Here is a 14,303-nt window from a genome sequence, read left to right as displayed (position 1 = left end):
AACACGCCCACGGTCCGCACCTCCCACGGCAGCCCATTGTAAATCACCCGTTCCCCCTCACGCACAGAGCCCAGGTTCAGCAGCAGCTTCACCTGCTCATACACCACCGGCAGCGTCTGCTTTCCCGTCCAGGCGATGCCGATGAGAAACAACACCGCCAGCCCCAGCAGCACCCAGTCACCCGCCAGATAAAACACCAGCAGCACCGCAAACACAGTCATCAGCAGACTCAGGCCATGATAACCCACCACCGCGACTCGCACACCGAAAGAGCGGTTCTTGCGCCTCAGCGCGGGAAGCCGGTTCAATCGCCGCCAGAGCAGCCGCATGCCACCGAAAATCAAAAGGCTGATCACGCAAGCCAGCAGCAGATTGCGCCCGCGCTGCCGGAAGAAGCCCTCCGCCACTCCCCGCAGACTGCCCAGTACCCCGCCACGCTTCGCTTCCAGCTCCTCCAGTTTGAACTCGGCCACGGCCAGCTCAGTGTCCGCGTCACTCTGCCGTTTCTTCCATTGAATCAGCAGTTCCTCGAAGAGCGGCTCAAGCGTCGGGTCAGCCTCCAGTTTCATCTGTTCCTCCAGCCTCCGCAGCGCCGTCTCCGCCAGCAGGTGCCGCTGCCTCAAAGCGGTCAGCTGCCGACGCAACCCCTCCACCTCCCGTGGAGACGCCGTAAGCTGCTTCAGCTCCTGAATGATGGGCAGCAGCAGTTCGCGCGTTTCCTCCTGCAGATTCAGCTCATTCCCTGCTGAGGTAATGATACGCTCCGGGGCCAATCCCGTGGCCACAAGTTCCAGATCCTTCAGCAAAGCCTCCCTTTTCGTGGCAAGTGCCACCACTTTCTCCTGCAACGCGGCCTGCTCATCCGCAGGCAGCTTCGTCTTCAGCAGCTCACGCGCCGCCTTCAGATCCTCATCCACCCGACGAAAGGACTCGGCCAGCGCCGTCAGAGCGACCTCAGACCGTCCGTTGCCTGAGGCCGGCACAGCCTCCGCCTGTGCCAAGGTATGAGCCGGAGCAAGGAATGTCAGGCAGAGGAAGGCCACTACCCACCTGCCTGTGATCATTTCTTTAAAAGTCATCCCCATCGTCGCAGTTCAGCTTATCTGGACAGACACCCCACCACAAATCATAAGACACCCTTTCAAACACAGGGTTAAGCCGCCCATTCATGTCACAGAAGTGAACGACAAAGCCCGTTTTACCAGTTACAGCATCCATCATCCACCCGTCTTTCAAACCCGCATCTGCCGAGCCTGACACATAAAAAAGCATGCCTGCCACTCCCATCGAAATCCTAGCGACCTCACTCTTTGCACTCGCCGTGCTGCACACCTTTGCGGTCAAGCGGTTCGCCCACTGGGCCAGGAGCTATCCCGAAGGCTCAATCAGGGAAAATATCCTGCATTTCTTCGCAGAAACAGAGGTTGTCTTTGGTCTCTGGGGCGCTGCTTTGTTCGCGGGAATCGTCGTACTGACACAATCCATTAATGACGCGGTGACCTACATCGACGGCCTGAATTTTACCGAGCCCAAGTTCGTCTTTGTCGTCATGGTCGTGGCTGCGACCCGTCCCGTCGTCCAACTGGCGGAAACCTGCATCTCAGGCCTCGCACGCCTGCTGCCGTTTCGAGCCAGCGTCTCCTATTATTTTGCCGCTCTTTCATTCGGCACCCTGCTGGGCTCACTCATCACCGAGCCTGCGGCGATGACCCTGATTGCGATCCTCCTGAAGCGTCGCTACTTTGACTGCGGCATCGGCACAGGTCTTGCATACGCCACACTCGGGCTGCTGTTTGTAAATATCTCCATTGGTGGCACGCTCACGCACTTTGCCGCGCCCCCAGTGCTCATGGTCGCGTCAAAGTGGCAGTGGGACTCTTGGTTCATGCTCACCCATTTTGGCTGGCGTGCGGTTGCCAGCTGCATCATCGCCACCGCCCTCATCACCTTTTTCTATCGGGCCGAACTGAGTCGCGTGGAGGTGGTTGAACAGCCCGAGCGCCCTCTCCCCGCATGGCTCACCCTCCTCCATGTCGGCTTCCTCGCTCTCGTCGTCTTGTTCGCTCATCACCCGGATGTGTTCTTTGGTGTTTTCATGCTCTTCCTCGGCTTGGTCATCGCCACACATGAATATCAGGACGAACTGCGCCTGCGTGAAGGCCTGCTCGTCGGCTACTTCCTCGCCGGCCTGGTCACACTCGGCTCACTCCAATCCTGGTGGCTCCAGCCGCTCATCGCCGGGCTCAATGGCTCCAGCATGTTTTTTGGTGCCACCGGCCTGACCGCCCTCACCGACAACGCCGCCCTGACCTATCTGGGTTCGTTGGTCGAAGGCATCTCTCCAGAACTCCAATACGCCCTCGTCGCCGGTGCCGTCACGGGCGGTGGCCTCACAGTCATCGCCAACGCACCCAATCCCGCCGGCATCGGCATCCTCCAAAGCTCCAAAGCATTCAATGACGAAGGTATCAGCCCGCTTCGACTCCTGCTCGGAGCCTTGCTGCCGACCAGCATCGCTGTAGTTTTCTTCTGGCTCATCTAAGCCCGCCCCCGTTCCCTCTCTGCACCATCGTAAGTCACCCACCCCCTGCTGGATTTGATGCCAGATGCCGCGCCTAAGCACGGCATCACGGCATCTTTTTCAGCGCACCACCCAATTTCGTGCACGTCATGACATGGCGTGGTTGATGCTGGCAACCGATGGAATCCTGATGCAGCAAAGAACGCAGGAACGGCATCTTTTTTGGCATGCGTTTGATGCCGTGGATGCCAGCAAAGAGGCGTGAAAATGCCGGGGAGGAGAGAGCCTTTCGCGTGGCCTGCAGCACCAGCCACCCGGCTCGCGGGGCAGCATCCATCATGGGGCCCCCGTACACATCACTGATATATATATACTTATATATGCATGGCTTTCAGTGAAAGCACATCATCCTGCCATTGTGCGCCGTAGACCAGAACGTCCCGGCGCGCGGACTTCAAGTCCGCAGCACTCCGCGAGCACCCATGACTCCGCACGTCTATTCAGCTTCTCAGCCTCCAGCGTGCCAGCCTGCTTGCCACACACCGCATGGAATTCCCAGCTCCCTCCCAGGCCTCGTAGCACTGAACTTCCCTGCCAAAGTGCCCGTCCAAGAAAAGATGCCTTGATGCCGCGCTTAGGTTTGGCATCTGGCATCTTTTTCCATTTCACCTGGCGAATCGTGGCAACCCAAGGCAGCAGATAGAATCGTTGCGCATCGCAGCGCATTTTTCGGTCGCTCAGCCGGTAAGAGACGGCATCTTTTGCGCATGAATTTGATGCCGGGGTTTCCTCGGTGCAGCCGCTTTGATCAGGCCCTGCCCCCCCTACCGCCGGATGTGCAGAAACAAATTCACCCCCTCAGGCTCCCACATCACCTCGATCGAATCCGCAGCCGCCCCGGCCTCCAGCGCGAGCTCGCGCAGCTGCTCCCGCGTGCGGTGCTGCAGCACCCAGTCGCCCAGCAGTTCCATGTAGTCGCGGCTGGGATTGTAGTCCGAGAAATTTCCCACCACGACTTCCCCGCCCCGTTTCGTCACGGCGATGAGAGCCTTGAGCAGAAAAACAAAAGTGCGGTCCGTCAGGTAGTCGAACAGCCCCGCTGACCACACGAGTTCGTAACCTTTCGCCGGCAGAAAGCGCAAAACATTGCGGTGGTAAAACTCCACCCGCTTGGCAAACGGCGCGCACAGCTTCTTCGCCCGCTCCACAGCGTGAATCTCCGCGTCCACGCAGTCGAAAAACACCTCGCGCTCCGGGTTGTCCAGCATCCACTCACGCACGTCCCGCGCCGGGCCGCTGGCCACGTTCAGCACATTCAGCGGTGCCTTGGTGTGCCCCGCAGAGTGCGAATTCAAAAGCTGATGAAAGTAAGCCTTGCGATTGCGCACCGCATTCGGAGCCGCCTGCGAGTGAAAGTAGAGGTCCCAGCGCCGCAGATGCGGCTCCTGGGCAATCTGCAGCGTGTAGATCGCTTCAATGATCTCAAAGTCGCCGCTGTAGCCGTATTTTTTGCCCAGTGCCCGGGCCTGCATCGTCCCCTCAAGATGTCGATTTGTAACGTCCTGAGCGTAAGCAAGCACGTCATCTCGGGCAATCACCTTCGCCCTCACCGCATCCCCCAGCAGCCGCAGTGTTCGGTTCATCTGCGCATAGTCACTCGGCATCGGTCCACCTTGGGCCATGAGCTCACGCAGCAGATCATCGCATTCAATCAATGGCGCGAAGTCGTTCTGATGAACTGAATAACGTTCCTGGAGGACAAGGGGCGGCATGCGCGGTGGTGGCAGATTGAAGCCCGGGTAAGGCGTAATTTATTGATGATAAGCATTTATTTATATTCTAGGAAATGAAAAAATACATCTATCTCCGTTACGGAAATTTCAGAAAACCCCGTTTTCCCCAACTCCTACGCCTGACTATTGGATCCTACGAATCTGCCCTCTCCTGCCGCCAGTACAGTAGCCATCTCGCTCTCGCGAGATGAGTCCAGCGCACCCGCCAAACCCACACACCTCAGCAGTCCGCACACACCCTCCCACTGCAAATGCTCAGCACCTCTCTGGAACAGACCAGGGTTCTTTCCAGACAGCACCCTCGGCACCAACCAAGCGCATCCGAGCATTCCTCCGCTTCCACAAAATCCCCGCGCCGGAATAAAAAACGCCCTCGTCCGTAAAAACCCTCCATCTCGCGGAGATAGAAACATGCCCACGCATGTCTCCCAACGAAAACGAACGCCACCACCGCTTCCTGCGCAGCTTCACCGCGCATGAGCCCGCCATCCGCGCCCACGTGCGGCGGCTGGTACCTGCACGCGCAGACGCGGATGACGTGATGCAGGAGATCAGCGTCGTACTCTGGGAAAAATTCGACTCCCTCCGCGAAGGCGCCGACTTCAAACCCTGGGCCTTCGGCGTCGCACGCTACGAAGTCCTCGCCTGGCTGCGCGACCGCGGCCGCGACCGCTTGGTATTGGATGAAGAAGTCATCACCAAGATCGCCGAAGAAACCACCGCCATCGAGCCCCTCTTAGAACGCCAGCGCGAAGCCCTGGAACTCTGCATGCAAAAGGTCCCCTCAGACCAGCGCGGACTCCTCATGCAGGCCTACCAGCCCGAGTCCCGCATCCAAGTCGTAGCACAAAGCAGCGGCCGCACCGTGCCCGGTTTCTACCAGTGGCTGCACCGCATGCGCAAGCTCCTGCTCGACTGCATCCGCCGCGCTCTGACTCAGGAGGTGGCATCATGAAAGCCGACCTCACAAATCTCATGTCCGTCTATCTCGACGGCTCCATCTCCGCACCCCAGATGCAGCAGCTCAACACCCTGCTGCTCGCCGATGGCGCAGCACGGCGTGAATTCGCCGAGCTTCTCAACGTGGACTCCGCACTCGCAGCACTCGCCGCAGACTGGGCACCCGCGCAAACTTCCGCAAAGCCCACCCGCTGGCTCACCCCCTCCCCACGCTGGATCGCCGCCGCAGCCGCCTGCATCTCCCTGCTGCTCGGCGCATGGTTTTGGCAGAACACCCACCAAGCCTACGCCACCGTCGGAAAAGCCGCAGGTGTCGTGGAACTCGCCGATGGCACTAAACTGCGCGGCGAATCCTACGCCATCAGCGCGGGCAGCATATCCCTAATCACCGCACGCGGCGCACGCATTGTCATCGAGGCCCCGGCCGAGTTCCGCTTTGAGTCCGCTCAGCGTCTCCACATGAAGCGCGGCCGTCTCGCCGCCGATGTACCACCTGCGGCAAAAGGCTTCACCGTCATCACCCCCACCGGAGATGCGGTCGATCTCGGCACACGCTTCGGTGTGGACGTCCCCTCCATCGGCGCAGCCGAGGTGCACGTGTTTCAGGGCGAAGTCATCACCAAAGCCTCCGGTGCCCACGCCAATCAAAACCTGCGCAGTGGCGATGCCGTATCGTTTGCTCAAGGCACCAGCACCACCCGCGAACTGCGCTCCTCCGCCTTCATCCAGCCCGATGAACTCCCCGGCCTCACTGCCGGACTCGCCGCCGGTCAGCGTGCACGCTCCGCAGCAGCACTCGCCGCTTTAAAGCAAGACCCCACTCTCATCGCATTGCTGGATTTCGAATCCGCCGAGGAAATGCCCGGCGTGTATCGCACCGTGCAGGGCCGCTGGCCCGGCTCCCACGCACCCGAATTTGTCAACGTGGGCGACCATTTGAAGCTCGACGTCGGCGGCGGCCGCGACTGGCCCCAGCTCACCCTCGCCGCATGGGTCCGCATCGACCGCCTCGGAGCGCCCTACCAGTCCCTGCTACATACTGACGGCTGGAGCCACAACAACCCCGGTCAGGTGCATTGGATGATCAATCGCGACACCACCATGCGCCTCGCCCTCATCGGCAACACGCTTGCTCCTGACGCCCATGAACGCGACGGCCATCCCGACTCCCTCACCTCAGTTCTCCCCGAACAAGGCCGCTGGGTACACCTGTCCACTGTCTATGATTCCTCACGCGGCACCGTCCGCTTTTATCTCAATGGCCGCTTCGACAAAGAAGTGCACCAGCAGATCGCCCACCCCGCACGCCTCGGCCCCGCCCAGATCGGCAACTGGAACCAGCAGGACCGCAAGCTCAGCGGTCGTGTGGATGAACTCCTCCTCCTCGGACGCGCCATGTCGGACGCTGAACTCCGCGCCCTGCACGCCGCAGGTAATCCCTACCGTTGATCCCCTCGCATGAAGTTGGCCGCTCTCATCCTCCTCACCTCCTCCGCACTCGCCGCGCCCATCGACTTCGTCCGCGACGTGCGCCCCATCCTCCAGCAGCACTGCTACAACTGCCACGGCGAGAAAAAACAAAAGTCCGGCCTCCGCCTCGACATCAAAGCCTCAGCCTTCCAAGGCGGCGACAAACACGCCCCCGACATCATCTCCGGCAAAGCGAAAGACAGCCCGCTCATTCAATTCCTCACCACCGCTGACGAAGACGAGCTCATGCCCCCCAAAGGCAAACTCTCCGCCGCCGACATCGCCACCCTCACCACCTGGATCAACGAAGGCGCCCCATGGCCCGACGGCATCGACCTCGCCAAACTCGAAGACCGCCTCGATCACTGGTCCTTCAAACCTCTGGCCAGGAGTGGGGACATCCTGTCCCCACCAAAAACCCAAGACGTTCGGTCATCCTCCCGCCTCGACTCCTTCATCGACGCCAAGCTCGCCGAAAAAAATCTCCACCGCTCCCCACCTGCCGATCCCATCTCGCTCATCCGCCGTATCACCTTCGACCTCACCGGCCTGCCCCCCACACCGGAAGAAACGGCGGCTTTTGAAAAGGAGTTCATCCAGGATCGAGCATCCAGCATCCAGCATCTAGTAGAGCGCCTTCTAAAAAGCGAACGCTACGGCGAACGCTGGGCCCAGCACTGGCTTGATGTCGTGCGCTACGCCGACACCCACGGCTTCGAAGTGAACACCGAGCGCCCGAACGCCTGGCCCTACCGCGACTACGTCATCCGCGCCTTCAACAACGACACACCCTACGATCGCTTCATCAAAGAACAGATCGTCGGCGATGCCATGGGCCAGGACGCCGCCACCGGCTTCCTCGTCACCGCCTCCGTACTTCTACCCGGCCAAATCGGCAAAGACGATGCCTCCAAGCGCCTCGCACGCCAGGATTCCATTGATGAAATGGTCATGAACATCGGCCAGACCTTCCTCGGCCTCAGCATCGGCTGCGCCCGCTGCCACGATCACAAGTTCGATCCCATCACCGCCAAAGATTACTACGCCATGCAAGCCTTCGTCGCCGGTGTCGAGTACGCCGACCGCGATCTCCACACACCCGCAGCCGAGGCCGCGCGAGCAGAAGAGAAGCAGCTCAAAGCACGCCTCGCCCAGATCGACAAAGAACTCTCAGCCTTCGTCCCCCTCGCCAACTCCGGCGCGGAACGCCCCATGATCAACGCCCGTGAAAACGCAGACCGCTTTGCCCCGGTAAAGACCCAGCGCCTGCGCTTCACCATCAAGACCACGACCAACCTCGAACCCTGCATCGACGAACTCGAAGTCTTCAACACGCGTGGTGAAAACGTCGCTCTCGCCACCACCGGCACCAAGCGCAAATCCTCCGGCGACATCGGCGTCGCCGAGCGACACGAACTCCGCTTCCTCACCGATGGCCGCTACGGCAATTCCCGCAGCTGGCTTTCCAACAAGCTCGGCCAGGGCTGGGTGGAACTCGAATTCCCGCAGGAGCAACAAGTCGAGCGCGTCGTCTGGAGCCGTGACCGCGACGGCAAATTCACCGACCGCCTCGCCACCGATTATCAAATCGAAATCAGCGATCCCGCAGGCCAGTGGCACACCGTCGCTGACGCCAGTGACCGCCAGAAGTTTGACCCCAAAAACAAGAAACTCGCGAAACCCACACTCAGCGGCCTCAGCACCGAAGAAGCCAAACGCGCCAAGCCATTGATCCAGGAAAAAGCCGCCACCGAATCCAAGATCGCTCAAGCCATCAACGCTCAAAAAGCCTTCGCCGGAACCTTCCGTACTCCCGACGACATCCACCTCCTCAATCGCGGCGATCCCGAGCAGCCCAAGGAACCCGTCACCCCCGCCGTCCTCAGCTCTCTCGGACATGTAACACTCCCCAAAGAATCCGCCGAGCAGGACCGCCGCCGCGCCCTTGCCGACTGGATCGCCAACGCCCAAAATCCGCTCACCGCCCGCGTCATGGTCAACCGCATCTGGCAGGGCCACTTCGGCACCGGCCTCGTGCAGACCCCCAGCGACTTCGGCCGCATGGGCATCAAGCCCACCCACCCCGAACTCCTCGACTACCTCGCCGCCGAATTCATCCGCAGCGGCTGGAGCGTGAAGCACATGCACCGCCTCATTCTCTTATCGGAGACCTACGGGCAGTCATCGCAGACTGAAGAAGACAATCAGACCATGAGACAATCAGCCCCGGAGAAAAGCGTTTCCTCTGAAGTCTCCCCCTCTCCCCATCTCATTGTCTCATTGTCTTCCGAATCCACCGCAGCAACCATCGACTCCGAAGTACACTACCTCTGGCGCTTCCCCTCCCGCCGCATCGAAGCCGAATCCATCCGCGACTCCATGCTCGCCGTCAGCGGCCGGCTCAATCTCAATATGTACGGTCGCGGCTACAATCTCTTCGATCAACGCGGCGGCCTCAGCGGCTTCGATCCCATCGAGACCTTCAACGACGAAAATCAGCGCCGCATGATCTACGCCCACAAAGTCCGCCGCGAGCCCGAAACCGTCTTCGGTGCCTTCGACTGCCCCGACGCCGGTCAAAGCACCGCCCGCCGCATCGAAAGCACCACCCCCATCCAGGCCCTCAACCTTTTCAACAGCCGCTTCACCCTCGAACAATCCGAAGCCCTCGCCACCCGCGTGCAGCAGGAAGCTGGCACCGACCCCGCCAAACAAATCCAGCGGGCGTATCAATTCGCGCTAAGCCGTGAGCCAACGAAGGAAGAGCTGAAGGAGATGGAGCCTATCGTCCTGCAAAGCGGCCTGGCAGCACTTTGCCGTGCGTTATTCAACTCGAATGAGTTTTTGTTTGTGCCGTGAAGCCTCACAAAGGACTAGCCCTTTGAGGCACCGGCCTTGGTCAACCGTACGATCAAGCTTACCAAGTCGCCCACGGTTTTCACCTTCACCGCGTCCTCGTCTGGAATATTCTTCAGCGTAAAATCCTCCTCAACAGCCATGATGAGCTCCACAAGGTCCAGCGAATCAGCGCCGAGATCTTCGATAAGTCGTGCAGTGGGAATCACCTGGGAAGAATTCACTCCAAGTTGCTCCACGATGATTGGAACCACCTTGCCCAGGATCCCGGCATGAAACTTGTCATACACTGGCGGATGAGTGGGGGCGGCCTCCTGCGTTACTGCGCTGGTTGCCACCGGCTGCAGCGTTGCTATCACTGAATTGACATCAGAAGCTCCACCCAGCATGGCTGCCACGCGCTGGATCAGATCAGCCTTGTCCACGTTTAAGCCAGGACACGTTTTATTTGTACCTGGCAGTTCTCGATGAAATCGAATCGCAGTGGCTGGCAGGCCCAGCTTGCGACAGAGGGTGGCAAGTGCGCTGACGGTGGTATCCCTCACCGCGGGCGACAGCGGCTCGCTGTCATAGGCCCCAACCATCTCCACCCCAATGGACTCTCTGTTCCATTGACTCGCATGTATGCCCGGCATGTTCAACGCGTTAAAAACCCAGATTTTGCTCTCATCCACAAACAGGTGTGGCCCACCGTTCCATCCAAATTCCTTCACGAACAAATTGAAGAACGATGACAACCCTCTTTCTGGATTTTTCATCCATGTCAGCAGAGACGTGTCAGTAGAATGCAGCACAATGAACGAAGGTTTCCAACTCGTGAACTGAATGCCTTCTGCATAAAGTGAAAACTCTGCGGGTGTGCTTCCACGCATCACAAACTTGCCGGCAATGTTGCGAATTTCTTTCTGATCTGGAGGAGGGTTTGGCGTCTTGTCGTAATTGGCCACAAAAGCCTCGATGCCGGATCTCAGTTGTTCCGGGCTGAGCCCGTACTGGGCGGCAACGCTCTTTAACGCCGCATCCGGGTCCCCATTATGGCTGAGAAGCGCTTTCTGAAGATCCGCGATTTTGGCATCTATGGCAGAAACCTGCCCAGACACCTCAATCACCTTGTCCTTGATCTGCGAAGTGTTTTGCGTGTCCGCCTTGACGGCCTCCACGGTCCTTTTAAGGCCGTCAGACCGCCGGAGCATGATCAACGTGCTCGTGGCAAGAAGCACCACAATCACAACCGCTGCAATAAAAGTAGTCCTGCGCTCCGCCTTGAACATGGCGGCCCAGGCATCATCGCGCTCTGGCAGTTTCAGCACGAGGTCGCGCAATTCTGCCAGGTTCGAGAACTCATACCACAGGTGATTGCTCCTGCGCAGGGCCGTGCAATGCTCACGCTGCAGGCGCTGTTTCTCCGCATCCTCCGGCGGCAGCGGCACATCAGGGTCCATCCGGTTCTGCGGAATGTCGTAAAAGGCATCTGTGGCCAGAAAGACGTACACCGGTTTCTTATTGGCAATAGCAGCGTAATACTCAAGCTGAGTGTAGGAGTGACGTGAAGAAGGAGCTGCGCCCACACCGTGTGTGTCTGCGGGCAGTGGCTCCATGCCATAAATGGCACCCGCCAGGTGGATCACCGCTTTGCATGTGGCAATGGTGTGCGCCTCCTTGGACGCTATCTCGCCCTGCCCGGTTGGAAAGTGCTGCTGCACCACCGGAAAGCAGCCGATCTCCAACAATGCATCCCTCACAATCTCACGCGCTTTTGCCAAATCACTACTAGTGGCGGAAATGAAGATGGGAGGAGTGGGCATAAATAAAATATTTCAGTCGTTTTTTTAATTTGGAAGCTCATGCCTGTCCAGCTCACAAATTTTCTCGTCTTAAATCACCATGCACTTTGTTAAATTTACCGACTTTGTGGAGATGATAGGGTGAACCCGACTGTGCGCATGTCCCCTTTTCTTTCCGAACACCTCTCCCCCGCAGGCCGCCACCTACTCGACCGCCGCCGCTTCCTCTCCAGCAGCAGCACCGCCCTCGGCTCCATTGCATTGACTAATCTCCTCGGACTCGATGGCCTGCTCGCAGCACAGTCAGGCAGCCCCATCATCGACCCCGCGCGCCCCTACGCCCCACGCCAGCCGCATTTCCCGGCCAAGGCGAAAAACGTCATCGTCATCTTCTGCGCCGGTGCCGTCAGCCAGCTCGAAACGTGGGACTACAAACCCGAACTCATCAAGTGGGACGACAAGCCCCTGCCCGGTGGCCCCGCCGTCACGTTCCAAGGGCCCGCAGGCAATCTCGCACGCCCGCAGTACGCCTTCCGCCAGCGCGGCCAGACCGGCAAGTGGGTGAGCGACATGATCCCGCATCTCGCAGAACTCACAGACGACTTTGCCTTCGTTCACTCACTCACCAGCAAGTCCAACACCCACGGCCCTGCCGAGAACTTCCTCTCCACCGGTTTCAATCTCGACGGCTTCCCCTCCCTCGGCGCATGGACCACCTACGCCCTCGGCAGCGAGAACCAGGATCTCCCCTCCTACGTCGCCATTCCTGATCCACGCGGCGTGCCGCAAAACGGTGCCAACAACTGGGGCCCCGGCTTCCTCCCCGCAGCGTTTCAAGGCACCACCATGAGCTCCAAAGCCCCCGTGCGCCACCTCGCTGCCATGGGTGTTTCTCCCGCCAATGATCAAGCTGCACGCACCCTCCTCCAGCGCATGAATGCACGCCATCTGGAAGCCCATCCCGGCGATGGCAAACTCGCCGCACGCATCGCCAGCTACGAGCTCGCCGCACGCATGCAGCTCAGCGTCCCTGAGATCAGCGATCTCAGCACCGAACCCGCTCACATCCTGAAACTCTACGGTGCCGACGACACGCAAAACCCCGACAAAGCCGCTTTCGCCAAAAACTGCATCCTCGCCCGTCGCCTCATCGAAAAAGGCGTGCGCTTTGTCCAGCTCTTCAACGGCGCCTACGCCAGCGGCGGCAAGCTCAACTGGGACGGCCACAACGCGCTCAAAGACCAGTATGATGTGCACGCTCCCATCCTCGATCAACCCGCAGCTGCGCTCATCCGCGATCTCAAATCCCGTGGCCTGCTCGAAGACACCCTCGTCGTCTGGTGCACCGAATTCGGCCGCATGCCCTTCTTCCAAAAAGGAGCCAAAGGCCGCGATCACAATCCCGACGGCTTCACCTGCTGGATGACCGGCGCAGGCGTCAAGCCCGGCGTCAGCTGTGGCGAGACGGACGACCTCGGCCAGAAAGCCGTGAAGGACATCCACCCCCTCTACGACTTCAATGCCACCATCCTCCACCTCCTCGGCCTCGATCACGAACGCCTCACCTTCGAGCACAACGGCGTGCAGCGCCGCCTCACGAATGTGGAAGGGCATGTGATCAAAGAGATGCTGGCGTGAGGTTATATCCCCCCGTGAAACCAGCATTGCCGGAAACCAGTACTGGGGTTAATCTACTCGCATGAAAGCGGCTGCAGCCTCCAAACCAAGCGATGACGCAATCGTGCGCGAGTTGCTTGAGATCGGTTTCGAAATGCAGGATCGATTCTCGGCCGAACCAATCTATGCCAAGACCGGCAAAGGTTTCCTCAAGAGCGCAGGAGTGGATGAGCTGAAGAAGATCAAAGCGGCTCAGGCAGCAAAGAAGCCCTAAAACATAAACAGCATGCGTCCGTGGCTCGAATCCTACACCTGGGAAATCGTCACCACCTTGAACCGTGGTCTCTGCGAAGCCAAGAATGCACTTCACAAGCCCACCTCTGACGGACACGATGCCACGAGCGCGCTTTGGGATTCCAGCCATCTGTCGGCAATGACTCTGGCCGAAGCAGCGACCTTGTGCCGGCGCTGCCACCGGATGGCTCCCTTTTGCTTTTACAACGGCAACACCTTTGCATCCATCATCGCCCTGGTGGTCAAGCGGCTTGATCTGCCAGCGGATCAAGCCTTCGTCATTCGCAGTCTGGCAGGGCATATTGTTGCTGGCGTTGCCCGGGAAGAGGAAGTGAAAGCTTTTCAGGCATTCTCAGATTCTTTAACATAGAGCGAGAGGTCCAACGACACGAGCCAACTATTTTCGGCACACTTCACCGAAGCTCCGGGAGCAACGCAACGTCACCGCAGCATGCGTTTCTTCATTCATTCCTACTCCCCCTGCTGCCCGCTGAATCGATCAAAATAGTCACCGAGTACAGGGGGGGCATAAGTTAAAGTTCAGTTCCGCGTATTCTGTATGCCCTCCACTCCAAGCCCGTTTGCATCTGCATATCTCTTCATTCCCCAGCCATGACCGGCAAAATTTTCACGCTCTTCATCTTCGCCTTTTCCTCCCTTCATGCCGAGGACGCCGAGGATCTCTTCGTCCGCCGCATATGGCCGCTCTTTCAGGAGAAGTGCCTCGCCTGCCACGGCAATGACATGCAGAAGATCAAAGGCGGCCTCGATATGCGCACGCTCGAAAGCACCCTGAAAGGCGGTGAGAGCGAAACGACCTCCATCGTCCCCGGCAAGCCTGAAGAAAGCCCGCTCTACCTCGCCTCAACTCGTCAGCACGAGGCTGACTGGGAAGCGATGCCACCCAAGGAAGCCGACAAACTCTACGCCGAACAATTGACCTGGATCAAAGCATGGATCACCAGCGGTGCCCCGTGGCCAGATGAAGCAAAACAAAACGCCATCGCC

The 14,303-nt window shown here is 59.3% G+C and carries 10 protein-coding genes and 2 pseudogenes; 8 read left to right on the top strand and 4 right to left on the bottom strand.

The window, feature by feature from the left end; all coding sequences use genetic code 11:
• Nucleotides 1–1,079: pseudogene (locus PSV43_RS22020) on the bottom strand (hypothetical protein); the annotation flags it as partial.
• Between the two features lie 191 nt (nucleotides 1,080–1,270).
• Here PSV43_RS22020 and PSV43_RS22015 point away from each other — a divergent pair.
• Nucleotides 1,271–2,542: a putative Na+/H+ antiporter gene (locus PSV43_RS22015; protein ID WP_300202801.1), complete on the top strand. Its 1,272-nt coding sequence runs from the start codon at nucleotides 1,271–1,273 to the stop codon at nucleotides 2,540–2,542.
• A gap of 803 nt (nucleotides 2,543–3,345) precedes the next feature.
• Here the strand turns inward: PSV43_RS22015 and PSV43_RS22010 are convergent.
• On the bottom strand, nucleotides 3,346–4,293 hold the full coding sequence (locus PSV43_RS22010) for a class I SAM-dependent methyltransferase (RefSeq protein WP_300202798.1): 948 nt from the start codon (nucleotides 4,291–4,293) through the stop codon (nucleotides 3,346–3,348).
• Between the two features lie 442 nt (nucleotides 4,294–4,735).
• Between PSV43_RS22010 and PSV43_RS22005 the strand changes: the two genes are divergently transcribed.
• The 3 genes from PSV43_RS22005 to PSV43_RS21995 are packed head-to-tail and all read left to right on the top strand — an operon-like array spanning nucleotide 4,736 to nucleotide 9,603.
• Nucleotides 4,736–5,269 carry a sigma-70 family RNA polymerase sigma factor gene (locus tag PSV43_RS22005; protein ID WP_300202794.1) on the top strand — a complete coding sequence of 178 codons (534 nt, stop codon included), beginning with the start codon at nucleotides 4,736–4,738 and terminating at the stop codon, nucleotides 5,267–5,269.
• Nucleotides 5,266–6,723, top strand: a complete 1,458-nt coding sequence (locus PSV43_RS22000) for a LamG-like jellyroll fold domain-containing protein (protein WP_300202791.1) — start codon at nucleotides 5,266–5,268, stop codon at nucleotides 6,721–6,723. Before PSV43_RS22005 ends, PSV43_RS22000 begins: the two co-directional genes overlap by 4 nt.
• A 9-nt stretch (nucleotides 6,724–6,732) precedes the next feature.
• Complete coding sequence (locus PSV43_RS21995; RefSeq protein ID WP_300202788.1) at nucleotides 6,733–9,603, top strand: PSD1 and planctomycete cytochrome C domain-containing protein; 2,871 nt, start codon at nucleotides 6,733–6,735, stop codon at nucleotides 9,601–9,603.
• 14 nt (nucleotides 9,604–9,617) lie between these two features.
• On the opposite strand, the gene acpP is transcribed toward PSV43_RS21995, so the two are convergent.
• Both acpP and PSV43_RS21985 read right to left on the bottom strand, forming a co-directional pair.
• Nucleotides 9,618–9,866, bottom strand: coding sequence for an acyl carrier protein (acpP, locus tag PSV43_RS21990; RefSeq protein ID WP_300202806.1), 249 nt, complete (start codon nucleotides 9,864–9,866; stop codon nucleotides 9,618–9,620).
• Nucleotides 9,867–10,043: 177 nt separating this feature from the next.
• Nucleotides 10,044–11,405: pseudogene (locus PSV43_RS21985) on the bottom strand (N-acetylmuramoyl-L-alanine amidase); the annotation flags it as partial.
• 138 nt (nucleotides 11,406–11,543) lie between these two features.
• On the opposite strand from PSV43_RS21985, the gene PSV43_RS21980 reads away from it, so the two are divergent.
• The 4 genes from PSV43_RS21980 to PSV43_RS21965 form a co-directional block, all read left to right on the top strand.
• Entirely contained in the window at nucleotides 11,544–13,022 is a 1,479-nt protein-coding gene (locus PSV43_RS21980) for a DUF1501 domain-containing protein (RefSeq protein WP_300202785.1), read from the top strand.
• Nucleotides 13,023–13,083: 61 nt separating this feature from the next.
• Entirely contained in the window at nucleotides 13,084–13,275 is a 192-nt protein-coding gene (locus tag PSV43_RS21975) for a hypothetical protein (RefSeq protein WP_300202782.1), read from the top strand.
• Nucleotides 13,276–13,332: 57 nt separating this feature from the next.
• Entirely contained in the window at nucleotides 13,333–13,665 is a 333-nt protein-coding gene (locus tag PSV43_RS21970) for a hypothetical protein (RefSeq protein ID WP_300202779.1), read from the top strand.
• 242 nt (nucleotides 13,666–13,907) lie between these two features.
• A partial coding sequence (locus PSV43_RS21965; RefSeq protein WP_300202776.1) for a c-type cytochrome domain-containing protein occupies nucleotides 13,908–14,303 on the top strand: 396 nt, incomplete at its 3' end.

Source organism: Prosthecobacter sp., assembly GCF_029946185.1.
Lineage (GTDB): Bacteria > Verrucomicrobiota > Verrucomicrobiia > Verrucomicrobiales > Verrucomicrobiaceae > Prosthecobacter.
Note: the sequence above shows the minus strand (reverse complement) of the source record. Positions and strands in the feature narration are given on the sequence as shown.

Coding starts and splice junctions, on each gene's coding strand:
- PSV43_RS22015 (WP_300202801.1), top strand. CDS start 1,271: ATGCCTGCCACTCCCATCGAAATCCTAGCGACCTCACTCTTTGCACTC.
- PSV43_RS22010 (WP_300202798.1), bottom strand. CDS start 4,293: ATGCCGCCCCTTGTCCTCCAGGAACGTTATTCAGTTCATCAGAACGAC.
- PSV43_RS22005 (WP_300202794.1), top strand. CDS start 4,736: ATGTCTCCCAACGAAAACGAACGCCACCACCGCTTCCTGCGCAGCTTC.
- PSV43_RS22000 (WP_300202791.1), top strand. CDS start 5,266: ATGAAAGCCGACCTCACAAATCTCATGTCCGTCTATCTCGACGGCTCC.
- PSV43_RS21995 (WP_300202788.1), top strand. CDS start 6,733: ATGAAGTTGGCCGCTCTCATCCTCCTCACCTCCTCCGCACTCGCCGCG.
- PSV43_RS21980 (WP_300202785.1), top strand. CDS start 11,544: ATGTCCCCTTTTCTTTCCGAACACCTCTCCCCCGCAGGCCGCCACCTA.
- PSV43_RS21975 (WP_300202782.1), top strand. CDS start 13,084: ATGAAAGCGGCTGCAGCCTCCAAACCAAGCGATGACGCAATCGTGCGC.